The sequence below is a fragment of the uncultured Roseibium sp. genome (assembly GCF_963675095.2).
Taxonomy (GTDB): domain Bacteria; phylum Pseudomonadota; class Alphaproteobacteria; order Rhizobiales; family Stappiaceae; genus Roseibium.
The window spans coordinates 83,260-109,866 of record NZ_CAXXSJ010000049.1; the positions used below are offsets into that span (position 1 = coordinate 83,260).

The following is a 26,607-nucleotide window of genomic DNA, read 5'->3' on the forward strand; positions in this document are numbered from 1 at the left end:
GTCCGGGAAACACTTGTCCCCCGGTTCGCCACTCAGACCATGCCGGCAACGGCTCTCAGGACCGCGGCGACCGAGCGTTCAGCCGCTTCGAGCCCCAAACCGGTATCGATCAGGAAATGCGCCCGGCGGCGTTTTTCGTGATCCGGCATTTGTTTTGAGACGATCGCATTGAACCTTTCCTCGGTCATGCCGTCCCGAGCCAGCACGCGGGCTTTCTGAATTGCCGCATCGGCCGTTACCACAACCGACGCATGGACCCGGCGTTCCCCGCCGGTTTCAAACAGAAGGGGAATATCGAGGACAACGATCCTTCGGCCTTCCGCCCTGGCCTTTTGAAGAAAGGTTTTTTCTTCCTCGTGGACCAAAGGGTGGATAATCGCCTCCAGGCGCCTCATCGCGTCAGGCTTGCCGATAACGTGGGGCGAGAGCAGGGTCCGATCGACCTTGCCGTCAACCACCGTTCCGGGGAATTCGGCTTCGATCAAGGGCACTGCGCGGCCCGCATAGAGCCGGTGCACCATCGCGTCTGCGTCATGGCAGGGAATACCCCTGGCGGCGAACATCTTCGCCGTGGTCGACTTGCCCATGCCGATGGAGCCGGTCAGGCCGAGCTTGATCATGGCACTTGCTCCAGATCCTGAAGCACAAGCCGGCGCAAATCGTCGTCCACTTGCGGTCGAACGCCGAACCATTTTTCGAAACCCGGAACGGCCTGGTGCAGAAGCATGCCCAAACCATCGACCGTCCGGTTTCCCCGTTCGGCTGCCTGTTTCAGCAGATCGGTCATGAGCGGCACATAGACGATATCGGTTACAAGCGCCTCTTTCGGCAGATCACCGAGATCGATTTCAAGCCGCGCCTTTCCCGCCATACCCAGAGACGTGGTATTGACCAACAGATCGGCTTTTCCAAGGAATGTCCCCAGCTTATCCCACAAATGAGCATGAACAGTAGAGCCGAACTGATCCGCAATCCGGCTGGCCTTTTCAGCGGTTCGGTTGAAGATATGCACTTCTGTGAATTTCCGGGAGCACAAGGCCCAGACGATTGCGCGGGCGGCACCGCCGGCGCCCAGGACGATGGCGCAGTCGCGCTTGTCGTCCCAGCCGGGGGCCATCTGGTCCAGATTTCCCAGAAAACCAAGACCGTCGGTGTTGGCTCCGCAAAGCCGGCCGGTTTCATCGAGCCAGAGCGTGTTGGCGGCCCCCATTTTTTGCGCCGCGTCGTCCAGAACATCGCAGGCAGCCGCGGCGGTTTCCTTGTGGGGGATGGTCACGTTGCATCCCGTCAGGCCCGAGCTTGCCAGGTTGCCGTAAAAAGCCTCGGCCTCTTCCGGCGAGACGGGGATCTTCTCATACGATCCGTCGATGCCGTGTTTTTTCAACCAATAGCCGTGAACCAAGGGCGAGCGGGACTGGGCGACAGGCCAGCCGGTGACGCCGGCCCTGATCTTTTCGGCCTTCATTTTTCCGGTCATGTTTCAAGTACGTTCAGATTGCGGAGTTCGGCGAGAAGCGGCAACAGCGGCAGTCCGAGTACGGTGAAATAATCGCCTTCGATTTTTTCAAAAAGCTGAACACCCGGGCCTTCCAGCTGGTAGGCGCCGACGCTGGAAAGCGCGACGTCACCGACCTGCGCCAGATAATGACCGATGAAAGCGGGCGTCAGCTTGCGCATGGTGAGCTTTGCCGTCGAAACATGGCGCCAGATCGCCTCACCGTCTTTCGAAATCACCACGGCGGAGAGAAGTTCATGGGTCTTGCCGGAAAAGGCCAGAAGCTGACGGCGGGCGGCTTCCATGTTTTCCGGTTTGGTGTGGCGTTCGCCTTCGAACGCCAGGATCTGGTCGGCGCCGATCACCAGGTCGCCCGGCCGGCGTTCGCTGACGTCATTCGCCTTGGCTTCCGCAAGGACCAATGCCAGATCCTCGGGGGAAAAGCCTGCCTTCAGCAGCGGCTCCTCCACGGCGCGCTCATCGATATCGGCCGGATCGATCTCAATCGACAGTCCGGCATTTTCCAGAAGTTCGGCGCGGATACGGCTGCCGCTTGCCAGAACGAGTGCCATTGCTATCCTTTCGGAAATTATCTGCTTGCTGTTGGACGAAGTCCTATCAGGCTTCCCCTTCCTCGCGTGCCTTTTTTTCACGGAAAAGGCCCATGATCTCCGCGGCGGTTTCCTCGATCGACCGGCGCGTAACATCGATCAGCGGCCAGTCGTTTTCCGAACACAGGCGCCGGGTCATGGTGATCTCCCGGGCGATTTCCTTCCGGTCCACATAGGTCTCGTTGTAGTTTTCCGAATGGAGCGACAAAACCCGGTTCCTGCGGATCTGCTGGATTCGTTCCGCCGACGCAATCAATCCGACAATCAAAGGCTTCTTTAGGTTCGTGACCGCGGGCGGCAGGGGAATATCCGGAATGAGCGGCACGTTCGCCGCCTTGATGCCCCGGTTCGCCATATAGATGCAGGTCGGCGTCTTGGAGGTTCTGGAGATCCCAAGCAGGACGATATCGGCGGATTCCAGATCCTCCCAGATCTGCCCGTCGTCGTGCATCATGGTGTAGTTCAGCGCTTCCATGCGCTTGAAATATTCCGCATCCAGTTCGTGCTGGCCGCCGATCCGGTGGGTCTGGGTCACGTTCAGATAGGACTGGAAGACGGCAAAAACCGGCGCAAGGATGTTAACGATGGGAATACCCAGCTCCATGCAGCTCCGTTCCAGTCTGGAGGCCAGCTCCGTATCGACCAGGGTGTAGAGAACAATCCCCGGTGCTGACTCGATTTCACTGAGGATCCGGTCAAGCTGCTTCTGGGTCCGGACCAACGGATAGACGTGCTCGATCTCCTGCACGTTTTCATATTGGGCCGTTGCCGCGCGGGAGACGGTCATCAGGGTTTCGCCGGTGGAATCGGAGACCAGATGGAGATGAAAATAGTGTCTGGACTTGTTCACGGTATCATCCCCAGGGCTGTTGATTATTTGTGGCCGACAGGGCGGCCGGAGTTCTCGTCATGGTGTTTGTACCCGCTGAGCCGGATTTATGAACAGACCGTTAATTTGCGCTGACTCCCGGCGAAACGATTCCAGGCTCATGTGAATTAACAGAATGACCAAGAGAAATTGACAAGTGATTCACCGCTGCCATAATTATTAACCAATCGTAAACTTTCCGATAAGTTACTGTATTTCATTTATTTTCTGACTTATCGACTCCTGTGGAGGATACGTTGTCCAGAATCTGAGACGATTTATCCCGATCCGAATGTGCGCTTGAACGATTGTGGATATCAAATGATCCAGCTAATCCACGCACAATAAGAAAAATCAGAATCTAAATATAAGATTCTTTAAGAGCTGGAATGTGTGAAAGGGTCATTGCCTCATGAAGTCTCAAGACCGTGCCGTCATGCGTGTGTTAGCCGGAGAGAAGCTCTGGCCACCTCCAATCTGGATGATGCGTCAGGCGGGACGGTACCTCCCGGAGTATCGGGAAGTCAGGGCGAAGGCGAAGAACTTTCTGGACTTCTGCTACAACCCGGACCTAGCAACGGAAGTCACTCTCCAGCCGATCCGCCGGTATGGCTTTGATGCATCGATCCTGTTTTCAGACATCTTCGTCGTCCCCGACGCGATCGGATATCCGGTTCGCTTTGAAGAGGGACGTGGTCCGGTTCTAGAACCTTTGTCTTCCGATCTCCTGGATCGTCTGGAACAGGATCGGGCCGAGGATCATCTCAAACCGGTCATAGAGACGGTTTCACGCCTGAGAGCGGAGCTCCCCACTGAAACCACGCTCCTGGGCTTCTGTGGCGCTCCCTGGACGGTGGCGTGTTATTCCGTTGCCGGCCATACCACCCAGGAACAGGTTGCCGCGCGTGTCGGGGCCTATCGCGATCCGGACCTGATGCAGAGATTTATCGATCAGCTCGTGACCGCTTCGATCCGTTATCTTATCCGCCAGCTCGATGCCGGTGCGGATGCGGTTCAGATTTTCGACACCTGGGCCGGCGTGCTCGACGATGCCGGTTTCGAGCGCTGGTCGATCAAGCCAACGCGGGCGATCGTCGACGGTGTCAGAGCGGAGCGTCCCGGCGCGAAGATCATCGGTTTCCCGAAAGCCTCTTCGGCGCGGATGGCCAAGTTCATCGAAGGTACCGGTGTGGATGCGGTCGGGTTCGACTGGACGGCACCGGATGCGTTGGCGCTGGAGATCCAGAGACAAGTCCCGATCCAGGGCAATCTTGATCCGATGCGCTTGGTGGCCGGCGGCAGGGCCTTGGACGAGGGGGTCGATCACATCCTGAAGACCTTCGACAAGGGGCCGCTGATCTTCAACCTGGGCCATGGCATTACACCGGACGCGGATCCGAAGAATGTCGCGCGTATGGTCGAGCGGGTCAGGAAGGGATAAGGGCGATGGCGACGGATCTCTACTCATGGATCAAGGCGCTGCATGTCATTTCGATCATCGCCTGGATGGCCGGCATGCTCTATCTGCCGCGGCTCTTCGTCTATCATGTCGACGCGGAACCGGGATCGAAACAGTCCGAGACCTTCAAGGTCATGGAACGGCGGCTTCTGAAAGCCATCATCAACCCGGCCATGGTCGCTTCCTGGATATTCGGCCTATGGCTAGCCTATGACAGCGGTTTCTACGAAGCGGGCTGGTTCCATGCGAAATTCGCCCTGGTCCTGCTCATGTCGGGCGCACATGGATTTCTGTCGCGTTGTGTGAAGGCCTTCGCGCGGGATGAAAATACCCGGCCGGCGAGGTTCTACCGGATGCTGAACGAGGTACCGACGGTTCTGATGATCGGTATCGTCATCCTTGTGATCGTCAAACCGTTCTGAAGATTCGGATCCAAAATGAAGTTGGCGGTGCGATTTTAAACGCACCGTCACCTACGGGAATTTGCGGGCTTGCGAATTCCTGCGAAACGCCTTATGTTCTGCGCGACTTCCAACCGGCGCCAGGACAATTCTCGGATTCCTCAGGCAGCGGTCGTCTCCTCAAGACAAATCCGGCAGTTCCCTCACTATTCTTCTGACTGCGCTTTCCAGCCACAGCCATAGAAGTACCTTCCCAACATAACACCATAAGTGAACCCCAACTTGATGCGGGAAATGAAACTCAAAGACCTAAAAGAAAAAACACCGACAGAACTTCTGCAGTTTGCGGAGGAGCTTGAAGTTGAAAACGCCAGCACCATGCGCAAGCAGGAGCTGATGTTCGCTATTTTGAAAAACCTTGCCGCCCAGGATGTCGATATTATCGGCGAGGGTGTCGTCGAGGTGCTGCAGGACGGATTCGGCTTCCTGCGCTCGCCCGATGCGAATTATCTTCCGGGCCCCGATGACATCTATGTTTCTCCGTCCCAGATCCGCCGGTTTTCCCTGCGCACCGGGGATACGGTGGAAGGCCAGATCCGTAGCCCGAAGGAAGGCGAACGTTACTTCGCTCTTCTGAAGGTCAATACGATCAACTTCGAAGATCCGGACAAGGCTCGCCACAAGGTCCATTTCGACAACCTGACACCGCTCTATCCGAACGAGCGGTTCAAGATGGAAATCGAAGATCCGACCAACAAGGATTTCTCCGCCCGCGTGATCGATCTGGTGGCTCCGCTCGGCAAGGGCCAGCGTGCGCTGATCACCGCTCCGCCGCGGACAGGTAAGACGGTGTTCCTGCAGAACATCGCAAAGTCGATCACCACCAATCATCCGGAATGCTATCTGATCGTTCTCCTGATCGACGAGCGTCCGGAAGAAGTGACCGACATGCAGCGCACGGTGAACGGCGAAGTGGTGTCCTCCACCTTCGACGAACCGGCGTCCCGTCACGTCCAGGTCGCGGAAATGGTGATCGAGAAGGCCAAGCGCCTGACCGAACATGGTCGTGACGTGGTCATCCTGCTCGACTCCATCACCCGCTTGGGTCGCGCCTACAACACGGTGGTGCCGTCGTCGGGCAAGGTCCTGACCGGTGGTGTCGACGCCAACGCCCTTCAGCGCCCGAAGCGGTTCTTCGGTGCGGCCCGTAACATCGAAGAGGGCGGCTCGCTGACGATCATCGCAACGGCGCTGATCGATACCGGCAGCCGCATGGACGAAGTCATCTTCGAAGAGTTCAAGGGTACGGGTAACTCCGAAATCATCCTCGACCGGAAGATCTCCGACAAGCGCGTCTATCCGGCGATCGATATTCAGCGGTCCGGGACGCGTAAGGAAGAGCTCCTGGTTCCGGCCGAGAAGCTCAAGAAGACTTTTGTCCTGCGTCGTATCCTCAATCCGATGGGAACCGTCGATGCGATCGAATTCCTGCTCGACAAGCTGAGGCAGACCAAATCGAACGACGATTTCTTCGACAGCATGAATGCCTGATCCGATTCGGATCCGGTCAGAAAATTGTCAGGGCGCGGTCTCCGGAAGGAGCCGCGCCTTAACTATTTGTTAACGACCTGTTTCACGTGAATCAGGCAGAATTGCTTCATTGATTCGGACCCGGTTCAAAGGCATTGACGAACATGTATCTGGAAACCGAACGGCTGATCCTTCGTCCCTGGCAGGAGGAGGATCGCGAACCGTTTGCCATGCTCAATGCAGACCCCGAAGTGATGCGGTATTTCCCGTCCGTCCTGACCCGGGAAAAGAGCGATGCAATGATCGACATTGCCAGGGAGCGAACACGGACCGATGGCTTCTGCTTTTCACCCATTGAGGAAAAGGCCACCGGCTCCTTCTTGGGTTTCGTCGGACTTTCCCGGCCCCGCTACGCTAAGCTCCTGCCGTTCGATCCGTGTGTGGAAATCGGCTGGCGGCTGGCCGGCTATGCCTGGGGACACGGCTTTGCCACGGAAGCGGCACGGGCCTGGATTGGATTCGGTTTCGAAACCTTGGGGCTGGATGAAATCGTTTCCTTCACCACGGTAACGAATGAGCCCTCGCAAAGGGTGATGCAGCGCCTCGGCATGCATCGAAATCCGGCCGATGACTTTCTCCATCCGGCTATCGAGCCGGGACATCCGTTGGAACCGCATGTGCTTTACCGGCTCGCCCGGAACGATTGGGCGCAGGGCCCTACGCGATAACGGTGAGAGCTTCCTCCAGATCCTTGCGTCTTGTGATCGGAAAGGAACAGGTGCCTTCGCGGCAGAGATAGACGGTTGGTTTATTTTCGAGTGCATTCTTGCCCTTGGCCGGATGATCGTACGGCAGGTCTTCCGTCGATTCGAGAACGAGACAATGAAGGGCGGGGTCGACGGCTTTGGAAAGGACCTTGAGGAAAGGATTCGGATCCGAACCGCTTGGTGTGACAATCACCGCAAGACGGCCATTGGTACGGGTGTCGAAGGCGGTCAGCAGAGATGCGGTCGCAAAGACGTTCTTTGGAATGTCGGCGGAAAGGGCTATAAGAACCTTGTCCGCCAGATCCCGATACTCGGTTTTTCCGGTCAGAATGTAGAGTTTGGCAAAGGCGAGGGCTGCCATGGAATTGGGATTGGGTGTCGCCTCGTCCGCGGAGGTAACAGGCCGAACGATCAGGCCTTCCGCGTCGGCAGCGGTCAGATAGAAGGCACCTTCCTCCGTCTGGTAGTCTTGGACCAATACCTTGCCGAGTTTCTCGGCATCGGCAATGTAGCCGGATGCCTGATCGGGAATGGCCTCAGCCAGGGCCAGGGCGGCATTCATCATGTTGGCGTAGTCGGAGGCAAAGCCGGGCAGGAGCAGGCGGCCTTTGCGCCAGGAATGCCCCAGGCGGCCGTCACGGTTCATCGTCTCCATTATGAAGCCATAGGCGGTCTTCGCTGCTTCCAGACATGATTCACGTGAAACAAAACGCGCTGCACGGGCTAGGGCAGCGATCGTCAGGCCGTTCCAGTCGGCGAGGATCTTGTCGTCGAGACCCGGCTTGATGCGGGTGCTGCGGCGTTCCAGGAGCTTCTTACGCAAGCGGGCAAGGCGGGCTTCGTCCTTTGCGGACAGGCTTGGGGCTTTGAGGCGATTGAGGATCGTGACACCTTCCCAGTTGCCTTCAGGCGAAACGTCATAGGCTTTGGCAAAAAGAGCCGTGTCGTCGTCGCCGAGAACCTCGGCGATTTCCTCCGCGGTCCAGACGTAGAACTTGCCTTCGACCCCTTCACTGTCCGCATCCAGGCTGGCGGCAAAGGCGCCGCCTTCCATACGCATCTCGTCCAGCAGCCAGCCGACGGTCTCCTCGATTCGGTTTCGAAACAGGTCTTCACCAGTTGCCAGGTAGGCGGTGACGAGGTGGTCGAGATACTGGCCGTTGTCGTAGAGCATCTTTTCGAAGTGGGGCACGAGCCAGAGATGATCGACGGAATAACGGGCGATACCGCCTTTCAGGTGATCATAGATGCCGCCATTGCTGATCTGTCGCAGGGTGTGAAGAAAGGTCTCCTTGGCTTTGTCGCTTCCGGCCCTGAGCCCGGTGCGCCAGATAAGATCAAGGATGGAGGCTTGCGGAAACTTGGGAGCGCCCTTGATGCCGCCGTGTTCGGGATCATAGAGCGACAGGAGCCGTTCTCCGGCGGCCATCATCAGGCTGCGATCGATGGGGGCGGTGGGGGTGATCTCGGTCTTCAGGGCCTCCAGCAGGCCGGAGCGGTTGGTTTCGATTCGGTCCCGATCCGTATGATAGGTGCGGGAGACGGCTTCCAGCATGTCGACGAAGGCGGGGTGTCCCCACTTGGCTTCCTTCGGATAATAGGTGCCGCCCCAGAAAGGTTCGCCGTCTGACGTCAAGAACATGGTCAGCGGCCAGCCGCCCTGTTCGCCGAGTACATGCAGGGCCTTCATATAGATCTGGTCAATGTCGGGACGTTCTTCCCGATCGACCTTGATATTGATAAAGAGGCGGTTCATGACTTCCGCGGTTGAGGCATCCTCAAAGCTCTCATGGGCCATGACGTGACACCAGTGGCAGGCCGCATAGCCGACCGACAACAGGATCGGCTTGTTTTCCGCCTTGGCCGCGGCAAGGGCTTCCGGACCCCATGGATACCAGTGGACCGGGTTGTCCTTGTGCTGGAGAAGGTAGGGGCTGGTGGAACTGGCCAGGCGGTTTTCGGTCATCGGGAAGGAGATCTTTCTGTTTGGCGGAATGAGGCGGAAGCTCTCTGGACTAAGAAGGTAATGACGCGGACCGGCAGGGCAAGCCGTTTTGCAGAGAAAGGTCTGCTGCCGTTACGGGGCAGGTGAGTGGTGAATGGCTGAAACGATCTTTGCGCTTTCAAGCGGTGCGGTTCCGTCCGGGGTTGCGGTGATCCGGATTTCCGGACCCGATGCCATCGATGTTTTGCGCCTGATTTGTGGAGACGTGCCGGAGCCGCGATTTGCCGCTGTCAGGGAACTTTGCGATCCGGTCACCGACGAGATGCTGGACGAGGCCCTGGTTCTCGTCTTCGAGGGGCCGGCGAGCTTTACCGGAGAGGATGTGGTCGAGCTGCAGTGCCATGGCGGACGGGCTGTTGTGGCGGCCGTGCTCGAGGTGCTGTCAGGCATGGACAACTGCCGGCCGGCCGAAGCAGGCGAATTCACCCGCAGAGCCTTCGAGGCCGGGCGGATGGACTTGACCGAGGTCGAGGGCCTGGCCGATTTGATCGCAGCTGAAACCGAAGCGCAGCGGATCCAGGCGCTGCGGCAGATGGGGGGTGCGCTCGGTGAGCTTTACGACGACTGGCGGGACCGGTTGATCCATATGCGGGCGATGATCGAAGCGGACTTCGATTTCGCCGACGAGGAAGATGTCCCCGGCAGTGTGGCCAACGAGATCTGGGCAGAGTGCCAGATCCTGATCAATGAGATTGGCAATCATCTGGCGCGGTCGAGAAGCGGCGAACGGCTGCGGTCCGGTTTGCAGGTCGTCCTGATGGGCGCGCCGAATGCCGGCAAGTCGAGCCTGTTGAATGCGATCGCCGGCCGGGACGTGGCGATCGTCACGGAAGAGGCGGGGACCACCCGGGACGTGATCGAGGTGCATCTGGATCTGGAGGGCTATCCGGTCACGCTGGTCGATACCGCGGGTCTGCGGCAGACGGAAGCTGTGGTCGAGAGGGAAGGGATCCGCCGGGCGCGTGAACGCGGTGAAACGGCCGACCTTATCTTATGGGCGGTCGAACCCGGAGGGGTGGAGGCAGATGACCCGGAAAGCGGACTGCCGGAGACAATCCAGGACTGGGTGCCGGTCTGGACGGTTCGGACAAAGAGCGATCTTGAGACTCTTTCGAAACGAGACTCTTCCGGAACAATCCTTGAAATCCCTTGCTCCGTTAAATCCACCGAGGGAATGGAAGGCCTGATTGGCCATCTTTCCAGTTTCGCTCAAGAAACAATTTCCGTGGGCGAGGAGCCATTGGCGACCCGTCAACGGCATCGCCACTACCTGATCGAATGCCAGCAGGCCCTGTCCGATGCCTTGGCCAGCGCCAGCCTGCCTTTGGAACTTCGGGCGGAGGAATTGCGCCGGGCGGCGGATGCACTCGGGCGGATCACCGGTCGGATTGATGTGGAAGATCTGCTCGACGTGATCTTCCGGGACTTCTGTATCGGCAAGTGAGGTGTTTCACGTGAATCCTTTTTGCGAGGGAATCCGAGGATCGATTCAGAACCGGAACATGTTTCACGTGAATCATTTTAAGGTCTTTGCGTGATACTGCGGCGGCCGATTTGAGGGCGCATCGACAGATGCTGTTTGCCTTTGACCTGCCTTCCCCGGACCCTTATAAGATCGCCAAAGATCGGCGCCCGGTGAAGGTGCATGTATTCCCTGTCCGGCCTGTGGTGAATTCCAGGCACGCAGGATGGTTTCAAAACAGAAAGTGTATGGTGGTTCGAGAGCAGATGGATCTCGGATGCGGTGGTCATGATGAGCGAACAGATTCTGACATATGATGTGGTGGTGATTGGCGGTGGCCATGCCGGCTGTGAGGCAGCTGCGGCCTCTGCGCGCATGGGTGCGCGGACGGCTCTGGTCACACATCGCTTCGACACCATCGGCGTCATGTCGTGCAATCCGGCAATCGGCGGTCTCGGCAAGGGACATCTCGTCCGTGAGATCGATGCGCTGGATGGACTGATGGGTCGGGTCGCCGACAGGGCAGGGATCCAGTTCCGTCTCCTGAACCGGCGCAAGGGTCCGGCCGTTCGCGGACCCCGGGCCCAGGCCGACCGCAAGCTCTACCGCGAAGCCATGCAGGCGGAGATTTCCGAGACCGACAATCTCAAAGTCGTCGAGGGCGAGGCGCATCGTTTCATTTATGACAACGGACGTATCGTCGCCGTTGTGCTCGCCGACGGTCGTGAGATCGCCTGTGGCGCGGCGGTGCTGACCAGCGGCACCTTCCTGCGTGGGCTGATCCATATCGGTGACAAGAAGATCCCGGCGGGACGTTCGGGCGAAGCGCCGGCCATGGGCCTGTCCCTGTCTTTGGAAGAACTCGGACTTGACCTCGGCCGCCTGAAGACGGGCACGCCGGCGCGGCTCGATGGCCGGACGATTGACTGGGCTCGCCTGGAAGAACAACCCGGCGATGAGGAGCCGGTTCCGTTCTCGACCCTGACCGACCGGATCACCATCCCGCAGGTGTCGTGTCACATCACCCGGACCACGCCGGAAACCCACCGGATCATCCGGGAGAACCTCTCCCGCTCCGCCATGTACTCCGGCGAGATCAAGGGGCGGGGGCCGCGCTACTGTCCGTCGATCGAGGACAAGATTGTCCGCTTCGGCGATCGGGACGGTCATCAGATCTTCCTGGAACCGGAAGGTCTGGACGATCACACGGTCTATCCGAACGGGATCTCGACCTCGCTTCCGGAAGACGCTCAGCTGGCGTTTCTGAAGACCATTCCGGGTCTGGAGAACGTCGCTGTGATACAGCCGGGCTATGCCATCGAATATGACCACGTCGATCCGCGTGAGCTGAAGCAGACGCTGGAGCTGCACAAGTGCGACGGGTTGTTTCTGGCGGGCCAGATCAATGGCACGACCGGATACGAGGAAGCCGGTGCGCAGGGGCTCGTTGCAGGGCTCAATGCGGCGCGGAAGGCATCCGGCAGCGGGCCGTTCATTGTCGATCGCAGCCAGGGTTATATTGGCGTGATGATCGACGATCTGACGACGCGGGGTATCACCGAGCCGTATCGGATGTTCACTTCGCGGGCCGAATACCGGCTGTCGCTCAGGGCGGACAACGCAGATCAGCGACTGACACCGTTGGGTCTGGAACTTGGCTGTGTCTCGGAGACCCGTCGAGTCGCTTTCGAAACGAAGATGCGCGCGATTGAGGAAGCCCGGTCCTTGTTGACGTCCTTGTCGGTCACGCCGGCTGAAGCCGTGAAGAAGGGGATCCCGATCAACCAGGACGGCATCCGCCGGACCGCATTCGACCTACTGTCCTATCCGGATATGGGTTACGAACGGCTGACAACAATTTGGCCGGAGCTTGGCGGGATCGATAAGGATATTGCCGAACAGGTGGCGACGGACGCGCTTTATGCGGTTTATCTGGAACGGCAGGCAGCGGACATCGAGGCGCTAAAGCGGGACGAGGCTCTGGCGATTCCTGAGGATTTCGACTTCAATGCGCTGGCTGGTCTTTCCAATGAAGTGAAGCAGAAGCTGGAAACGGTCCGGCCATCGACACTGGCCCAGGCCTCGCGCATGGACGGGATGACGCCGGCGGCACTGACCCTGCTCCTGTCTCACGTCAAACGCCTTCAACCGCGCAAGGGGGCGGCTTGATGGCGAAGGTGCCTCCTTTGAAAGACACTGCACAGGTTGTGCATAAGTATGGGGATGTTTCACGTGAAACTGTGGAACGCCTGCAGATCTACGTCGACCTGGTTTTGAAGTGGCAGCCGGCGCAAAACCTCATCGCGCCCTCGACCATTCCCGATATCTGGGTTCGACATGTGGTCGACAGCTTGCAGACCCAGTGGTCCTTGCCGGATGCTAGGACCTGGGTCGATATCGGTAGCGGCGGCGGGTTTCCCGGTATCGTGACGGCGATCCTGCTGGCGGATGTGCCGGATGCCCATGTCCACCTGATCGAGAGCAACCAGCGCAAGGCGGCGTTCCTGCGTACAGTCCTGCGCGAGACGGGATCAAAGGGGACGGTTTATCCGGGACGGATCGAATCGGTAGCGAAAGAATGGAGCCAAGGTCCGGTGGATGCCGTGTCCGCACGGGCTCTAGCCTCTCTGGAGCTGTTATTGAAGCTTTCAGAACCGTTTACGGCGCGCGGGGCGAGGGCTGTTTTCCACAAAGGCCAAGATTTTCAACGGGAGATTAACGAAGCGTCTCACACTTGGACATTCGATCTGGTAGAAAAGAAAAGTCTCATTGATCCAACGAGCCGGATGCTTCTTCTTTCCAACATTTCTGCCCGGCCTAACCAGGAAGGCGTCGCCACATGAGCATGCTTCCAGAGTCTCCGCGTGTGCTTGCTCTTGCCAACCAGAAAGGTGGCGTCGGGAAAACAACCACAGCCATCAATCTCGGAACAGCGCTTGCCGCCATCGGTGAAAAGGTGCTGGTCATCGACCTCGACCCGCAAGGCAACGCTTCCACCGGCTTGGGGATTGAGCGCCGGGACCGCGGTCTTTCGACTTACGATGTCCTGAGCGGTGATTGCTCGCTGGAAGAGGCGGTCAAGGATACGGCCGTGCCGCGCCTCTGGGTCGCGCCGTCGACCATGGACTTGCTGGGCCTCGAACTGGAAATCGCCTCCAGTGGCGACCGGGCCTATCGCCTGCGCAACGCCATTGCACGGTTCGCCCAGTCGGATCTTTTTCATGACGTTGGCTTTACCTATGTTCTGGTCGACTGCCCGCCGTCCCTGAACCTGCTGACGATCAATGCGCTCTCAGCGTCGCACTCCATCCTGGTTCCGCTGCAGTGCGAATTCTTCGCCCTTGAAGGCCTCAGTCAGCTGCTCAGCACCGTGGAACAGGTGCGTAACGCGCTGAACGGGGAACTGACGATCCACGGCATCGTGCTGACCATGTATGACAGCCGCAACAACCTCTCCAGCCAGGTGGTCGCGGATGTGCGCGAAACCATGGGAGATGCGGTCTACGAGACGATCATTCCGCGCAACGTGCGTATCTCCGAAGCACCGTCCTACGGCAAGCCGGCCTTGCTCTACGATCTGAAATGTTCGGGCAGCCAGGCCTATCTGCGCCTTGCGTCGGAGATTATCCAGCGCGAGCGCGAACTGCGGCGGGTTGCGGCCTGATCCTTGGGCTGAACGAATCGGATCCGAATTGACCCGAGGGTGCAAAAGCTCTCGGGATAAACGGCAGATATATAACTAACTAATTGAGATAAAAAGAAAAACGGGTGCGTCATGGCGGATGAAGGCGGCAAGAACAAACGTTTGGGGCGCGGTCTCGCGGCTTTGATCGGCGAGGCGGCTCCCAGTCAGGGCTCCGCACCTGAACGGACGCCGCCACGGGATACCCGAAAGGTACCGATCGAGCATCTGGAGCCGAACCCGCGCAACCCGCGCAAGACCTTCACCGAAAAGGATCTGGGCGATCTGGCGGAATCCCTCAAGGCGAAGGGGATCATTCAGCCGATCCTGGTGCGTCCGGCCGCGGGAAAGACGGACCGCTATGAAATCATCGCCGGCGAACGCCGCTGGCGGGCCGCGCAGCGGGCGGGGCTGCATGAGGCGCCGATCATCATCCGGGACGTGACCGACCAGGAAGCGCTCGAGATTGCGATCATCGAAAACGTCCAGCGTGCCGATCTGAATCCGATCGAAGAGGCCATGGGCTACGATCAACTGACGGCGGAATTCGAATACAGCCAGGGACAGCTTGCCAAGGTAATCGGCAAAAGCCGCAGTCACGTGGCCAACACCATGCGTCTTCTGAAGCTGCCGAACTCGGTGAAGGATTACCTTGCCGAAGGTCTGCTGACCGCCGGTCATGCCCGAGCGCTGATCACGGTGGATGACCCGGCCGCCCTTGCCGAGATCATCGTTGAAAAGGGTCTGACCGTGCGCGACGCGGAAAAGCTTGCCCAGGATCCGGAAGCCCTGACGAAGCTGAAGGGCGGTGCGAAGCCGTCCGCTGCCAAGGCGGACAAGGATGCGGATACCAAGGCGCTGGAAAAACGCCTGACCGACACGCTCGGGCTGAAGGTCTCCGTCGGCCATAAGCCGGGCAAGGAATCCGGCGATCTCAAGATCAAGTACACCTCGCTTGAGCAACTTGACGAGATCTGCCGGAAGCTGGGCGTCGAAACCCGCTAGGCCTCGGTTTCCAAGGCTCGATTCGCAGCCGTAATTAATGCTCTGCGGTTGGTTTGGGTTTCGGACGAGCCCCATCCAATACCACCGTCTTGCCATGGCTCGACCATGGCATCCATGCCGTTACCTATCCACCATAACAGCTTCGCCTTGTGGCGAGGAATTGGCATGGATGCCCGGATCAAGTCCACTGCTGTCCATTTTAATGTTGAACCTCTCCTATATCCCATTTGAAAGATTGAAGAATTTCAGATCGTTCGGCTTAGAGACACGCGATGGTCTGCCCACTTGTCATTCCGGTTTGACGCGGAAGCGGCAAGACCGGAATCCGGTACTCCGTGTGGCCTGCGAGTGGAAAAGATAGCAGATTCAATAGATTACTGGATCCCAGCCTTCGCTGGGATTGTTTGTTTTGAGCGATGTTATGATGGGATTGGTCTCCCGGAGCGGAATTCCGGGAGACCAGTGACAGGCGACCGTGCTGGGATCGGGCTTTCACCCGTAGTCATCAAGGTTCCCTGTCGCTTCCTTTTCCCGCTTGGAGAGTTGATTGGGCCTCTGGCCTGAACCACGCCCGCAAACAATCCGAAGCATGCAGAGGATACCATCGTCATGGCGGTTTTGCAGCAAGCTCCTGTGCGTGTTGTTGGCTTCGATGTTGCCAAGGACACGATCACCGTGTTCGACAGTGCAGCCGGCAAGGTGAACACGGTCGACAACAACCGAAGCTCCTTGCGTAAACTGATTGCCCGCCTCGAGCCCGACAGCCTGGCGGTCTGTGAGCCGACCGGAGGTCACGAGGCCTGGCTTATCGACGCGCTGACGGCTGCCGGCATTGCCTGTCACCGGGCCGATACATTGAAAGTCAAAGCCTTTTCGCGCTCCTACGGCACGCTTGCCAAGACCGATGCCATCGATGCCAGGGCGCTGGCTCGCTACGGCCAGGAGCGGTGGGCATCGCTGCCCCTGTTCGCTCCCGTCCAGGCTGAGCAGAAAAGACTGACCGCCTTGGTGGCCAGGCGTCAGGATCTCATCGACCTCAAGGTGGCGGAGACCAACCGTCTCAAAGCCCCAGGAGAGGACGTGATCCAGGCCTCCTGCAGGGTCTTGTTGCGAAGCCTTGCCCGAGCTCTGGAACGTATCGATCAAGAGATCGACGCACTGATCGACTGCTGTCAGTCCCTCAAGCGGAGGGTCCAAATCTGTCTATCTTTGCCCGGTGTCGGGCCGCGCACGGCCGTGGCCCTGGCCGCAACCATGCCGGAGTTGGGAACCCTCACCCGCAGGCAGGCCGCCTCCCTGGCCGGTGTGGCCCCGCACCCAAGAGACAGCGGAACGCTCAAAGGCTACAGGAAAATGCGCGGCGGGCGGGCGAATGTCCGAACCGCCCTGTTCATGGCAGCCCTGGCCGCTAGCCGCGCTAAGGGACCTTTACGTCAGTTCTATCAACGCCTGGTCGAAAACGGTAAGAAACCGATCGTCGCCATATCCGCCGTCATGCGAAAGATCATCGTCATCCTAAATGCAAAACTCAGAGACGGACTCGCAAAACAGAGTTGATGACAACAAACTCTCAGATCAAGCGGATTGCCATATTCAGTAATACTCAAACCGGACAGCAGTGGGATCAAGTCCGGGCATGACGACGAAGAATTTGGCTGATGCCAGCAGGCCAAGCAGCGACGGTCATATACAGCTGGTTTGCTGTTACCGACGCCGGGCGCGGATGGCGGCGACGCGGCCGAGGACCAGGAGGGTTTCGGAAAGAACGGGAACGCCGAGATTGGCGTTCAGGCGGGAGACCCGCATAGCCTCGGCAAGGCGCTCCATGGCCTTTTCCAGATCCGCCGACGACCAGGTCTGAATCTGGCGGGCAAGTCCGGCCTTTCGCTTGAAAAACACCGGCGGGCGCTGGCTGTCGACGATCTGGGTCGCGTTCTTGCCGCGGTCGAGGTCGGCGCGCATGCGATGTAGGTCCTGGAAATGCTTCAGTGCCCGCCCGGCGATGACGGAGGCGTTGGAGCCGGCGGCCGTCAGGCGTTCAAGTCCATGATCGAGCGTTGCAAGATCGCCGATGGCGGCGGCGTCGATCAGTTCCGACAGCTCAAAGGCGGAGGCATCGCCGATAATGGCCTCCACATCGTCGCTGTCGATCTTTCCTTTTCCAAGGGCGTAGAGGCAAAGTTTCTTCAGTTCGCCTCGGCTGGCCATCCGGTCTCCGCCGAGAAGGCCGTGCAAGGATGCCCGGGCTTCGCGTGTGATGGTCAGGTTGGCTTCCCTTGTTTCCTGGTCAATCAGGTGATCGATGCTGCGTTCGGTGTCCGCGTAGCAGGGGAGGGCGTAAGCTTTTCGGTCGGACTCGATCAGCTTGCGCAGGCCGGCGCCCTTTTTGAGGTCACCCGCCTCCAGAACGATCAGAGAGGGGCAGTCATCAAGCTTCAGCACTGGTTTCAGGGCATTGTCGAGCGACTTTCCGCCGGTGTCGCGGATCCAGATGATCCGCCGACCACCGAAGAGCGGAATGGTCAGGGCTTCGTCGATCAGCCGGTCGGGATCGGAGGCGACATCGGAGCCGTCGAGCTTGATCAGATTGAACGGATCGTCATCGCCCTCGGAGGCCTTTGCGACCAGGCTGGTGGCCCGTTCCGATACAAGACCCGTATCCGGACCGTAGATCAGCACGACGCCGCCATGGGCGGGCGGCTTGGCAAGGAACCTGTCGATGTCGGTCGCCTTGAGTGCGGTCATGACCTACGACCTGGTTGCGAAATATCCGGCGATCCGGGCCTGGATGTCCTGGGCGACCGCCTTTGCGGCGCGCTCTTCGGCATCCCTTTTCGCCCGGAGGTTGGCAAAACGCTGGTTGGAGAAGTCATAGGACGCGGTGGCGAACGACTTGCCGGTCATCAGCGTCTTGCGGGTGGCGATATCGCTCAGGACGAATGTGGTGTTCATCGTCATGGTATAGGCCGCCGGCACGTCCGACAGCTGTTCCACACCGACTTCGGAAGAGGCCAGATCCATCAGGATCTTGAGCCTGTAGAGCTTCTCGGCCCGGTCGGCTCCGCGTTCGAAATTGAACGTCAGTTCATTGTAGAGGACACGAGCCGCGTCCTCGTCCGCGTAGCGGTCGCTGATCGGATCGATATCGATTGCCGCCAGCTCGGCCGGAACCGCCTGCCCGCCGGGGGTGGTCATGGTTCCGTAGAGCGGGCGGACCTGGCAACCGGCCGCAAAGCCGCCGACCAATGCCGCGGAGAGTGCGACGTGCAGGAAGCTGCGGCGGCTTCGATCAATTTCCTCAGGCGACGACATTCACAATCCTTTGCGGCACCACGATAATCTTGCGGGGCGCGCGGCCTTCCAGCGCACGCTGCACGAAATCCAGCTGCAGAGTAGCTGCTTCGACCGCCTCTTTGGAAGCGTCTCTTTGAACGGTGATCTCGCCGCGCTTCTTGCCGTTGATTTGGATCGGCAGGGTCACGGTGTCGTCGACCAGCAGGCTTTCGTCGACGGCAGGCCACGGGGTTTCGGAAATCAGGCCTTCCTGACCCAGCGCCGTCCAGCATTCCTCGGCCAGATGCGGCATCATCGGCGCCATCATCTGGATCAGGTATTCGCCGGCCTCGCGAACCGCATAAGCCATGTCCGCGCTGTCCACACCTTCATGAAGCGCCTTGCCGATCTGGTTGACGAATTCATAGATGCGGGCGACCGCCCGGTTGAAGCCGAGTGATTCCAGATCCTTGGAGACGGCGGCGAGCGTCTTGTGGGTTGCGCCGCGCAGATCAGAGGCCGCGCTGGAAAAGTCCGGAGCGCTGCCGAGCGGACCGGTCTTTTCGGCAATGTCGCCGATCAGGCGCCAGACACGCTGGACAAAACGCCAGGAGCCCTGGACGCCTTCCTCGGTCCAGATTACGTCACGCTCGGGCGGGCTGTCGGACAGCATGAACCAGCGGGCGGTGTCCGCACCGTAGGTCTCGATGATATCCGTCGGATCGACCGTGTTCTTCTTCGACTTGGACATCTTTTCGATAGAGCCGATCGTGACCGGTTCACCGGACGAGAGCATCGTCGCGGTACGGGTGCCGTCGACGTCTTCGATCCTGATTTCGGCCGGAGACACCCACTGGCCGTTTGCGCCCTCGCCGAGACGGTAGGTCTCGTGGGTCACCATGCCTTGGGTGAACAGGCCCTTGAACGGTTCCTTCAGGTCCAGCGCCCCGACCTTCTGCATGGCGCGGGTGAAGAAGCGCGAATAAAGCAGGTGCAGGATCGCGTGTTCGATGCCGCCGATATACTGATCGACCGGCAGCCAGTCGTTGGCAGCCTTCGGATCCGTCGGCCGGTCGCAGTGCGGCTCGGTGAAGCGGGCGAAGTACCAGGACGAATCCACGAAGGTGTCCATGGTGTCCGTCTCGCGCAGGGCCGCCTTGCCGCATTTCGGGCAGGTGGTGTTGCGCCAGGTAGGATGACGGTCGAGTGGATTGCCCGGCTTGTCGAAATTGATGTCGTCGGGCAACTGAACCGGCAGGTTCTCGTCCTTTTCCGGAACCACGCCGCAGTCGTCGCAGTGGATCACCGGGATCGGGCAGCCCCAGTAGCGCTGACGGGAGATGCCCCAGTCGCGCAGACGGTAATTGATCTGGCGTGCAGCCTGTGGCGCGGCGTCGACCGTGATGGCCTCGAGCTTCTGAGCCACGGCTTCCTTGGCATCAGCGATCGACATGCCGTCCATGAAACCGGAATTGAAGATCGCGCCATCGTCGGTAAAGGCCTCGTCACCGATCTCGAAGGTTGCCGGATCGGCATCCTTGGGCAGGACCACGGGCTTTACGGGCAGGCCGTATTTGCGGGCGAAGTCCAGGTCGCGCTGGTCGTGGGCTGGGCAGGCGAAGATCGCGCCGGTGCCGTAGTCCATCAGGATGAAGTTGGCGACATAGACGGGCAGCTCGATGCTGGCATCCAGCGGGTGCTTGACGCGCAGGCCCGTATCGAGGCCTTTCTTCTCTGCTTTCTCGATGGCTTCCTCGGAGGTGCCGACGCGGCGGCATTCCTCGATGAAGGCCTTGAGATCCGGATTGGTCTCCGCCAGCTTCGTCGAGATCGGGTGATCCGGCGACAGGCCCATGAAGGAGGCGCCGAACAGGGTGTCCGGACGGGTGGTGAAGATTTCAAGCGCCTTGTCGCCGGTGGGGGCCGGCGCGGTGAACTCGAACCGCACGCGCAGGCCTTCGGACCGGCCGATCCAGTTCTTCTGCATCAGGCGGACCTTGTCCGGCCAGCGGTCGAGGGTGTCGAGCGCTTCCAGCAGATCTTCCGAATAATCGGAGATCTTGAAGAACCACTGGGTCAGTTCGCGTTGTTCGACCAGGGCGCCGGAGCGCCAGCCGCGGCCGTCGATCACCTGCTCGTTGGCGAGCACGGTCATGTCGACCGGATCCCAGTTCACCTTGGCGTTCTTGCGGTAGACCAGGCCCGCTTCCAGGAACTGCAGGAACAGGCGCTGCTGCTGGGTGTAGTATTCGACGTCGCAGGTCGCGAACTCGCGGCTCCAGTCCAGGGACAGGCCCATGATCTTGAGCTGGTCGCGCATGAAGGCGATGTTCTCATAGGTCCAGTCCTTGGGATGAACCTTGTTCTGCATGGCTGCGTTTTCCGCCGGCATGCCGAAGGCGTCCCAGCCCATGGGATGGAGAACGTTGAAGCCCTTGGCGCGCTTGTAGCGGGCGACCACGTCGCCCATGGCATAGTTGCGCACGTGGCCCATGTGGATGCGGCCCGACGGATACGGGAACATTTCAAGGACGTAGTATTTGTCGCGCGGATCGTCATTGTTGGTGACGAAGACGTCTTTATCGTTCCATGTTTTTTGCCAGCGCGCTTCGACGTCGCGTGCGTTATAGCGTTCCGTTGCCATCAATATTGCCGTTTTCTCGCGCTGCTTGGGAGGGCGCCTGGTTCTTCGAAAGTGGTTGCCGGACAGTCACCAGAAAATTCTGTTCCGGTCAACATGCTACGATAAAAACGGGCCGGAAATGGGCTGTTCTTGGCGACGGCGGCCGTCAAGCTTGCAATTTTACACCCGCAGCGCCTATCAGACTTCAACGCGTATGGTTGATTTGGAGAAGCAGAATGACGGAAACATCCGGCGACCGTTTAGAGAAGGTGCTGTCCGACATTCGCATGGCGGAAGAGGAATTCGGCCGCACGCCCGGGCAAACGACCCTGGTCGCGGTGTCCAAGACCTTTCCGGCGGAAGATATCCGTCCCGTCCTCGATGTCGGCCAACGGGTCTTCGGCGAAAACCGGGTACAGGAAGCCATGGGCAAGTGGCCGGGCTTGCGTGAAGACTATGAGGGCATCGAGCTTCATCTGATTGGTCCGCTGCAATCCAACAAGGCGAAGGAAGCGGTTCAGACCTTCGACGTCATCCATACGGTCGACCGGGAGAAGATCGCCAAGGCGCTCAAGGTGGAGATGGACAAGCAGGACCGCCACCTGCCGTGCTTCATCGAGGTTAACATCGGCGACGAACCGCAAAAGGCCGGTATCGCGCCGAAGGATACCGATGCCTTTGTCGCCTTCTGCCGGGATGAGGTCGGTCTGAACATCATCGGCCTGATGTGCATCCCGCCGGTTGAGGACGCACCGGGCCCGCATTTCGCGCTGCTTCGAAAGATCGCCGAGCGCAACGGGCTGACACAGCTCTCCATGGGCATGTCCTCCGATTACGAGACGGCGGTCAGTTTCGGGGCGACTCACGTTCGCGTTGGCTCGGCCATCTTCGGCCATCGGGACTATCCGGCCTGAAGCCTCGATTTACCGCGTCTTTTTCACAAGAATCCGGTTGCATGAAACGGGAACCGCGCTTATAAGCCCCCGGTCCAGAGTCGTCCGGCTCTTCGGGGCATGGCTTTGCGTGTTCAGGTCTTCGGACAGGAACGTCAATCCGATCCCGGAAACACAGGGCATGCCGTGGCGACATCTCGATGCACCAAAAACGAAGCGGCCGGGTAACCGGTCCGCGCCAATGAAAGGATGCAAAATGCCCAAGCTGAAGACCAAGTCTGGAGCCAAGAAGCGCTTCAAACTGACCGCGTCCGGCAAGGTGAAGACCGCGCAGGCCGGCAAGCGTCATGGCATGATCAAGCGCACGACCAAGTTCATCCGCAACGCCCGTGGCACCACCACGCTGAGCGATCAGGATGCGAAGATCGTGAAGCAGTTCCTGCCTTACGCGTAATTAGCCAGTCTTTGAAGGAGTTCACATATGTCGCGCGTTAAAAGGGGCGTAACCGCCCATGCACGTCACAAGAAGGTTCTGAAGGCTGCCAAGGGCTACTATGGCCGCCGCAAGAACACCATCCGCGTTGCCAAGCAGGCCGTCGAAAAGGCCGGGCAGTACGCCTATCGCGACCGTAAGGTCCGGAAGCGGAATTTCCGTTCGCTCTGGATCCAGCGTATCAATGCCGCCACCCGTGAGCACGGTCTGACCTACGGCCGGTTCATCGATGGCCTGAACAAGGCCGGCATTGAAGTCGACCGTAAGGTCCTGTCGGATCTGGCGATCCACCAGCCGGATGCCTTCAAGGCACTGGTTGACAAGGCCCAGGGCGCTCTCGCCTAAGCGGTTTTGAATAATCGGATAATGAAAAAGCGCGCTTCCGCAGGGCAGCGCGCTTTTTTGTTGTGTGAGACGGACGAGTCAGCCGCACGCTGTTTCATATGCCGATTGCGTCCAGGCACTACTACTACTGCTATTCACGTCGCCGCAGGATGGGAAGAATGACGATGCGATGCGCCGTTTTGTATGATTGCGAATATCTGACGATGGAAGGGGCCCAGAGACGCTACTGGGCGGGTCCGCTGGACCCGGATCCCATCGTGGTTCAGATCGGCGCGGTCAAGCTGGGCCTGGAAGGGGATTTCCCGATCCTGGAGACGGAAAAGATCTACGTGACGCCGGTCGACCGCTTCGGCCGTGAATGCGCACTGGACCCCTATTTCATCGATCTGACCGGCATTTCCCAGGAAACGGTCATGGCTGAGGGCATATCACTCAAATCGGCGATCGACCGTCTGTCCGGATTTGCCGGTGATGCCTGCATGTGGGCATGGGGCAAGGACGAACTCAATCTGATGGGCATCAGCTGCTATGTCGCGGGTATCGATCCGGTCCTGCCCGCCGACAGGTTCGGAAACGCCAGCCGTCTGCTTCTGAAGGCGGGTATGCCTTATGAAGACATCCAGAAGACCAACAGCGGCCAGCTCGCGGATTATTTCGGGATCGATCACCCGCCCCTCAACGGCCATGATGCGCTTGACGATGCCCTGTCGATCGCCTTCACGCTGCAGAAGATGCTGCATGCCAAGCGGCTTACCCTAAGCGATTTCGATCCGTCCCGGATCGATTGAGGGCATATCCCATGTACGGTGGCCTTCCCGAATTTCCCAACGATGGCGGCGGTCCGACGGAAGATGGCCCCTGGCCGCTCCTGATCTGGGTGGCAGCCGTCGTGGTCCTTCAGGGACTGCCGTTTTTCGGGATTGAATGCCTGTTCGGCTGGTGCGTGGTCCAGTCGGATATGTGGATCGTCTACGCCTTCGCTATCGCCCTGCCGTTCCTGCTGGTGCCTGCGCTCATTTCCTATATCTGGTTGAAGCTCGGCTGAGGCCTGACGGCCTGAAAACGCTCCTCCCAATCTGTAAAACAATCTCACCCGCGTTAACCAACGCGTGTCAAAAGCCCACGTTTGCGTGAGCAAAGGTTAATAAACCTCCTGCGCTGGCATACCTGTTGCGTGGTTTCGGTGTGGAACGCCATCGGCGTCCCGAACTGAAACATGTTGAGGCGTATCCAGTGCAAATTACCCCGGTTCCGGCCTTCGGGCGTTCCAATGTGAAGCGCAAGCGTCCCTCTTCGGGGGATGCCGAGGGTGAAAGACGCGCCGTCACACAGCCGAACTTGCCGGTTCCGGTGCAACCGGTTCATTCCGCGCAGGATGTGCCGTTTCCGGATCGCTACCATCCGAATTCGGTTTTTCTCGCCCATCTGATTGCGACCCGCGATGCGGAACGCCATGCCCCTCATGGCTGGAAGACGGTGCCGCAGTTCGGCACGGCCGCTTATCGGGCGACGGCCGCCCTGCCGCGCAAGCGCGAAGTCGGTCATGTGATCTCAACCGACTATTGAATCGACCCGTGGCGCTTGAAAATCGCCAAATGCGCAAACCGTGATCTGGAACACATCGCCGGTACCGACATTGTCTTAGAAAGGTATCAAGTTAGCTGAAACCCCGACAGGCCGCTGAACGGCCACCCAGGGAGACGAAAATGCAGGTCAATCCGGTTTCTTCCATTTCCTACCGCGTCGTTCGCCCCAAGCGGGCCTCGATGGGTGAAACTGAAAGCGAGCGCCAGACCCATGTTTCGCCGTTCAGCAACTTGCGCGAGGCGGCCCGGAACGAGTTTGAAGTCGTTACCCGGCAGCCCGCCCGCGCAAATGCGACCACGTCCTTCTACGCCCAGCTGTCCTCTCAGGATGATTTCGAAGCAGGCAATGCCTATCAGCAGGACCTGAAGACCCGGGCTGCCCAGGCCTATGCCCGCGGCGCTGTTTCCCCGGCACCGGTCGCCACGACCACCTTCACAGCCTGAAGCTCAGGAAGCGCCCCGCAAAAGGACGCTTCCCGTTTGTTTTCCAGTCTCGAATCGGAACCGGATCGATCAATAGCCGGCCGCGTGGCCGTCCTTGCGCGGGTCGGAACCCGCGATCAGCAGTCCGTTTTTCCTGTCGATCATGATTGCCTGGCTGCCGCCGATCGGGCTTGCGGCGGCACGAACCTCATGGCCGAGTTTTTCCAGACCCTCGATCGTTGTGCGCGGGACCAGCTTTTCAGCCTCCAGGGCATGGTCTTGCATGTTGAAGAACATGCGCGGGAAATCGATCGCGCCTTGAACGTCCATGCCGTAGTCGATGATGTTGGACAGGACATGGGCATGGCCGCAGGCCTGGTAGTGCCCGCCCATGACACCGAAGGACAGCCACGGCTGACCGTTTTTCAGTGCCATGGCCGGGATGATCGTGTGCATCGGACGCTTGCCGCCGGCGATAGAGTTGGCGTGACCCGGCTTTGCCTTGAAGACGGCGCCGCGATTGTGAAGCAGCACGCCGCTGTCGGCGGCCAGGATGCCGCTGCCGAATTCGTTGAAGATCGAATTGATGAAGGAAACGGTCAGTCCGTCCTTGTCGACGACGGTCAGGTAGACCGTATCCGTCTGCGGCGCGAGGCCGGTTCCCGGCACTTCGGACATGCGGGCTGTCGGCGACATCATCCGGGCAAGCTGATCCAGGTAATCCTCGGCGATCAGCCGGGGGTGGCTGACGTCCATATAGCCTGGATCGGTCACGAACTTGTCGCGGACCGCATAGCCGATGCGCGCGGCTTCCATTTCCAGGTGGAAGCGTTCGGGCCCGAGCGGGTCGAGGCTTTCCAGGTCGAAGCGCTCGAGAAGACCAAGGATGACAAGCGCGATGATGCCCTGCCCGTTGGGGGGTAACTCGGCGATGGTATGGCCGCGATAATCGCGCATGACCGGCGAGACGGCGGTGGTGTGGCAGGCCGCCAGATCCTCTTCGGTCATCAGGCCGCCGAGGGCACTGAGGGTCGCAACGATATCCTCGGCGACGGCACCTGTATAAAAAGCTTCCGCGCCGCCTTCGGCAATGGCGCTCAAGGTGTCGGCGAGCTTCGGATATTTCAGAATCGTGCCGGCTTTCGGCGCGGCGCCACCGACGAGGTAAGCGGCTTTCGTGGCCGGAGTGGCGGCGAGCTTGTCGACGTTCTTTTCCCAGTCGCGGACCACGCGTGGAGCAACCGGAAAGCCGCCCCTTGCATAGGAAATGGCCCGCTTGAACAGGGTGTCGAACCCGCGGGTGCCATGGGCCTTCAGGAGCGTTTCCCAGGCGCGGACCGCACCGGGTACGGTCACCGCATGGGCGGATGTGGGCGTGATTTCCGAAACACCGAGATTGGCGAGCGCTTCCGGCGAGCTGGCCTTCGGAGCAGCACCGGACCCGTTGAAACCGGTCATGCGTCCGTCCGGTTCGGTCACGATGGCAAAGCAGTCGCCACCGATCCCGGTCATGTGCGGTTCGACAACACATTGAACGGCGACCGCGGCAATGGCCGCGTCGACCGCGTTGCCGCCGTCCTGCAGGACTTCCAGCGCAGCGCTGGTGGCAAGCGGATGGGAGGTCGCTGCGGCTGCCTCGCGGGCATAGACCGGGGAGCGGCCCGGGGCCTCAAAATCACGTCTCAA

General features: G+C 59.6%; 26 protein-coding genes. 17 read left to right on the forward strand and 9 right to left on the reverse strand.

Translation table 11 applies throughout. From position 1 onward, the window contains the following. Positions 1-32: 32 nt before the first annotated feature. From coaE to ABIN98_RS18600, 4 genes are read right to left on the reverse strand one after another with little or no spacing between them, the layout of a single operon-like run. Entirely contained in the window at positions 33-620 is a 588-nt protein-coding gene (gene coaE / locus ABIN98_RS18585) for a dephospho-CoA kinase (protein WP_346912055.1), read from the reverse strand. Beyond that, entirely contained in the window at positions 617-1,477 is an 861-nt protein-coding gene (locus tag ABIN98_RS18590) for a shikimate dehydrogenase (RefSeq protein WP_346912056.1), read from the reverse strand. Before ABIN98_RS18590 ends, coaE begins: the two co-directional genes overlap by 4 nt. After that, the gene (locus ABIN98_RS18595; protein WP_346912148.1) at positions 1,474-2,073 is read right to left on the reverse strand and encodes a Maf-like protein; all 600 of its coding nucleotides are present in this window, start codon (positions 2,071-2,073) and stop codon (positions 1,474-1,476) included. The genes ABIN98_RS18590 and ABIN98_RS18595 overlap by 4 nt, the downstream gene beginning before the upstream one ends. A gap of 40 nt (positions 2,074-2,113) precedes the next feature. Beyond that, positions 2,114-2,956 carry a pyruvate, water dikinase regulatory protein gene (locus ABIN98_RS18600; RefSeq protein ID WP_346912057.1) on the reverse strand — a complete coding sequence of 281 codons (843 nt, stop codon included), beginning with the start codon at positions 2,954-2,956 and terminating at the stop codon, positions 2,114-2,116. A 430-nt stretch (positions 2,957-3,386) separates the two neighbouring features. On the opposite strand from ABIN98_RS18600, the gene hemE reads away from it, so the two are divergent. From hemE to ABIN98_RS18620, 4 genes are all read left to right on the forward strand, one after another. Further along, entirely contained in the window at positions 3,387-4,415 is a 1,029-nt protein-coding gene (gene hemE, locus ABIN98_RS18605; protein ID WP_346912058.1) for a uroporphyrinogen decarboxylase, read from the forward strand. Positions 4,416-4,420: 5 nt separating this feature from the next. Then, the gene (hemJ, locus tag ABIN98_RS18610) at positions 4,421-4,855 is read left to right on the forward strand and encodes a protoporphyrinogen oxidase HemJ (RefSeq protein WP_346912059.1); all 435 of its coding nucleotides are present in this window, start codon (positions 4,421-4,423) and stop codon (positions 4,853-4,855) included. Positions 4,856-5,119: 264 nt separating this feature from the next. Beyond that, positions 5,120-6,385: a transcription termination factor Rho gene (gene rho, locus ABIN98_RS18615; protein ID WP_346912060.1), complete on the forward strand. Its 1,266-nt coding sequence runs from the start codon at positions 5,120-5,122 to the stop codon at positions 6,383-6,385. A gap of 143 nt (positions 6,386-6,528) precedes the next feature. Then, positions 6,529-7,092: a GNAT family N-acetyltransferase gene (locus tag ABIN98_RS18620; RefSeq protein ID WP_346912061.1), complete on the forward strand. Its 564-nt coding sequence runs from the start codon at positions 6,529-6,531 to the stop codon at positions 7,090-7,092. Here the strand turns inward: ABIN98_RS18620 and ABIN98_RS18625 are convergent. Further along, positions 7,082-9,097: a thioredoxin domain-containing protein gene (locus tag ABIN98_RS18625; RefSeq protein ID WP_346912062.1), complete on the reverse strand. Its 2,016-nt coding sequence runs from the start codon at positions 9,095-9,097 to the stop codon at positions 7,082-7,084. The genes ABIN98_RS18620 and ABIN98_RS18625 overlap by 11 nt on opposite strands. A gap of 133 nt (positions 9,098-9,230) precedes the next feature. On the opposite strand from ABIN98_RS18625, the gene mnmE reads away from it, so the two are divergent. The 6 genes from mnmE (at position 9,231) to ABIN98_RS18655 (ending at position 16,842) form a co-directional block, all read left to right on the forward strand. Then, positions 9,231-10,580: a tRNA uridine-5-carboxymethylaminomethyl(34) synthesis GTPase MnmE gene (gene mnmE, locus ABIN98_RS18630; RefSeq protein ID WP_346912063.1), complete on the forward strand. Its 1,350-nt coding sequence runs from the start codon at positions 9,231-9,233 to the stop codon at positions 10,578-10,580. Between the two features lie 306 nt (positions 10,581-10,886). Then, the gene (mnmG, locus tag ABIN98_RS18635) at positions 10,887-12,767 is read left to right on the forward strand and encodes a tRNA uridine-5-carboxymethylaminomethyl(34) synthesis enzyme MnmG (protein WP_346912064.1); all 1,881 of its coding nucleotides are present in this window, start codon (positions 10,887-10,889) and stop codon (positions 12,765-12,767) included. Then, positions 12,767-13,441: a 16S rRNA (guanine(527)-N(7))-methyltransferase RsmG gene (gene rsmG, locus ABIN98_RS18640; RefSeq protein WP_346912065.1), complete on the forward strand. Its 675-nt coding sequence runs from the start codon at positions 12,767-12,769 to the stop codon at positions 13,439-13,441. Before mnmG ends, rsmG begins: the two co-directional genes overlap by 1 nt. Next, positions 13,438-14,262 carry a ParA family protein gene (locus ABIN98_RS18645; protein ID WP_346912066.1) on the forward strand — a complete coding sequence of 275 codons (825 nt, stop codon included), beginning with the start codon at positions 13,438-13,440 and terminating at the stop codon, positions 14,260-14,262. The genes rsmG and ABIN98_RS18645 overlap by 4 nt, the downstream gene beginning before the upstream one ends. A 111-nt stretch (positions 14,263-14,373) precedes the next feature. Next, entirely contained in the window at positions 14,374-15,285 is a 912-nt protein-coding gene (locus ABIN98_RS18650) for a ParB/RepB/Spo0J family partition protein (RefSeq protein ID WP_346912067.1), read from the forward strand. Positions 15,286-15,894: 609 nt separating this feature from the next. Further along, a complete protein-coding gene (locus ABIN98_RS18655; protein WP_346908896.1) occupies positions 15,895-16,842 on the forward strand; it encodes an IS110 family transposase in 948 nt (315 codons plus the stop codon). 147 nt (positions 16,843-16,989) lie between these two features. Here ABIN98_RS18655 and holA read toward each other — a convergent pair whose 3' ends face one another. Genes holA through leuS form a run of 3 tightly spaced genes read right to left on the reverse strand, consistent with a single transcriptional unit; the run spans position 16,990 to position 21,202 of the window. Continuing rightward, positions 16,990-18,030 carry a DNA polymerase III subunit delta gene (gene holA / locus ABIN98_RS18660; RefSeq protein WP_346912068.1) on the reverse strand — a complete coding sequence of 347 codons (1,041 nt, stop codon included), beginning with the start codon at positions 18,028-18,030 and terminating at the stop codon, positions 16,990-16,992. Between the two features lie 3 nt (positions 18,031-18,033). Then, on the reverse strand, positions 18,034-18,597 hold the full coding sequence (gene lptE, locus ABIN98_RS18665) for an LPS assembly lipoprotein LptE (RefSeq protein WP_346912069.1): 564 nt from the start codon (positions 18,595-18,597) through the stop codon (positions 18,034-18,036). Next, entirely contained in the window at positions 18,584-21,202 is a 2,619-nt protein-coding gene (leuS, locus tag ABIN98_RS18670) for a leucine--tRNA ligase (RefSeq protein ID WP_346912070.1), read from the reverse strand. Before leuS ends, lptE begins: the two co-directional genes overlap by 14 nt. Positions 21,203-21,417: 215 nt before the next feature. Here leuS and ABIN98_RS18675 point away from each other — a divergent pair, with 215 nt between their 5' ends. The 7 genes from ABIN98_RS18675 to ABIN98_RS18705 all read left to right on the forward strand — a co-directional run bounded on the left by ABIN98_RS18675 (position 21,418) and on the right by ABIN98_RS18705 (position 24,942). Beyond that, the gene (locus tag ABIN98_RS18675; protein WP_346912071.1) at positions 21,418-22,095 is read left to right on the forward strand and encodes a YggS family pyridoxal phosphate-dependent enzyme; all 678 of its coding nucleotides are present in this window, start codon (positions 21,418-21,420) and stop codon (positions 22,093-22,095) included. 235 nt (positions 22,096-22,330) lie between these two features. Then, positions 22,331-22,528 carry a 50S ribosomal protein L35 gene (gene rpmI, locus ABIN98_RS18680; RefSeq protein WP_346912072.1) on the forward strand — a complete coding sequence of 66 codons (198 nt, stop codon included), beginning with the start codon at positions 22,331-22,333 and terminating at the stop codon, positions 22,526-22,528. A 27-nt stretch (positions 22,529-22,555) separates the two neighbouring features. Further along, entirely contained in the window at positions 22,556-22,912 is a 357-nt protein-coding gene (gene rplT, locus ABIN98_RS18685; protein WP_346892913.1) for a 50S ribosomal protein L20, read from the forward strand. Positions 22,913-23,070: 158 nt separating this feature from the next. Next, positions 23,071-23,700: an exonuclease gene (locus tag ABIN98_RS18690; protein ID WP_346912073.1), complete on the forward strand. Its 630-nt coding sequence runs from the start codon at positions 23,071-23,073 to the stop codon at positions 23,698-23,700. Between the two features lie 11 nt (positions 23,701-23,711). Next, on the forward strand, positions 23,712-23,957 hold the full coding sequence (locus ABIN98_RS18695; protein WP_346912074.1) for a hypothetical protein: 246 nt from the start codon (positions 23,712-23,714) through the stop codon (positions 23,955-23,957). Between the two features lie 188 nt (positions 23,958-24,145). Next, on the forward strand, positions 24,146-24,478 hold the full coding sequence (locus ABIN98_RS18700; RefSeq protein WP_346912075.1) for a hypothetical protein: 333 nt from the start codon (positions 24,146-24,148) through the stop codon (positions 24,476-24,478). Positions 24,479-24,618: 140 nt separating this feature from the next. Further along, positions 24,619-24,942, forward strand: a complete 324-nt coding sequence (locus ABIN98_RS18705; protein ID WP_346912076.1) for a hypothetical protein — start codon at positions 24,619-24,621, stop codon at positions 24,940-24,942. A 69-nt stretch (positions 24,943-25,011) separates the two neighbouring features. Here the strand turns inward: ABIN98_RS18705 and ggt are convergent, their stop codons facing one another. Then, complete coding sequence (gene ggt, locus ABIN98_RS18710) at positions 25,012-26,607, reverse strand: gamma-glutamyltransferase (protein ID WP_346912077.1); 1,596 nt, start codon at positions 26,605-26,607, stop codon at positions 25,012-25,014.

Excerpts from the sequence above, each read along its gene's own strand:
- hemE (WP_346912058.1), top strand. The coding sequence starts at position 3,387 with ATGAAGTCTCAAGACCGTGCCGTCATGCGTGTGTTAGCCGGAGAGAAG.
- ABIN98_RS18695 (WP_346912074.1), top strand. The coding sequence starts at position 23,712 with ATGTACGGTGGCCTTCCCGAATTTCCCAACGATGGCGGCGGTCCGACG.
- hemJ (WP_346912059.1), top strand. The coding sequence starts at position 4,421 with ATGGCGACGGATCTCTACTCATGGATCAAGGCGCTGCATGTCATTTCG.
- mnmG (WP_346912064.1), top strand. The coding sequence starts at position 10,887 with ATGATGAGCGAACAGATTCTGACATATGATGTGGTGGTGATTGGCGGT.
- rpmI (WP_346912072.1), top strand. The coding sequence starts at position 22,331 with ATGCCCAAGCTGAAGACCAAGTCTGGAGCCAAGAAGCGCTTCAAACTG.
- lptE (WP_346912069.1), bottom strand. The coding sequence starts at position 18,597 with ATGTCGTCGCCTGAGGAAATTGATCGAAGCCGCCGCAGCTTCCTGCAC.
- ABIN98_RS18625 (WP_346912062.1), bottom strand. The coding sequence starts at position 9,097 with ATGACCGAAAACCGCCTGGCCAGTTCCACCAGCCCCTACCTTCTCCAG.
- ABIN98_RS18650 (WP_346912067.1), top strand. The coding sequence starts at position 14,374 with ATGGCGGATGAAGGCGGCAAGAACAAACGTTTGGGGCGCGGTCTCGCG.
- rplT (WP_346892913.1), top strand. The coding sequence starts at position 22,556 with ATGTCGCGCGTTAAAAGGGGCGTAACCGCCCATGCACGTCACAAGAAG.
- ABIN98_RS18590 (WP_346912056.1), bottom strand. The coding sequence starts at position 1,477 with ATGACCGGAAAAATGAAGGCCGAAAAGATCAGGGCCGGCGTCACCGGC.
- ABIN98_RS18705 (WP_346912076.1), top strand. The coding sequence starts at position 24,619 with ATGCAGGTCAATCCGGTTTCTTCCATTTCCTACCGCGTCGTTCGCCCC.
- ABIN98_RS18690 (WP_346912073.1), top strand. The coding sequence starts at position 23,071 with ATGACGATGCGATGCGCCGTTTTGTATGATTGCGAATATCTGACGATG.
- ABIN98_RS18620 (WP_346912061.1), top strand. The coding sequence starts at position 6,529 with ATGTATCTGGAAACCGAACGGCTGATCCTTCGTCCCTGGCAGGAGGAG.
- mnmE (WP_346912063.1), top strand. The coding sequence starts at position 9,231 with ATGGCTGAAACGATCTTTGCGCTTTCAAGCGGTGCGGTTCCGTCCGGG.
- ABIN98_RS18645 (WP_346912066.1), top strand. The coding sequence starts at position 13,438 with ATGAGCATGCTTCCAGAGTCTCCGCGTGTGCTTGCTCTTGCCAACCAG.
- leuS (WP_346912070.1), bottom strand. The coding sequence starts at position 21,202 with ATGGCAACGGAACGCTATAACGCACGCGACGTCGAAGCGCGCTGGCAA.
- ABIN98_RS18655 (WP_346908896.1), top strand. The coding sequence starts at position 15,895 with ATGGCGGTTTTGCAGCAAGCTCCTGTGCGTGTTGTTGGCTTCGATGTT.
- holA (WP_346912068.1), bottom strand. The coding sequence starts at position 18,030 with ATGACCGCACTCAAGGCGACCGACATCGACAGGTTCCTTGCCAAGCCG.
- coaE (WP_346912055.1), bottom strand. The coding sequence starts at position 620 with ATGATCAAGCTCGGCCTGACCGGCTCCATCGGCATGGGCAAGTCGACC.
- rho (WP_346912060.1), top strand. The coding sequence starts at position 5,120 with ATGCGGGAAATGAAACTCAAAGACCTAAAAGAAAAAACACCGACAGAA.
- rsmG (WP_346912065.1), top strand. The coding sequence starts at position 12,767 with ATGGCGAAGGTGCCTCCTTTGAAAGACACTGCACAGGTTGTGCATAAG.
- ABIN98_RS18675 (WP_346912071.1), top strand. The coding sequence starts at position 21,418 with ATGACGGAAACATCCGGCGACCGTTTAGAGAAGGTGCTGTCCGACATT.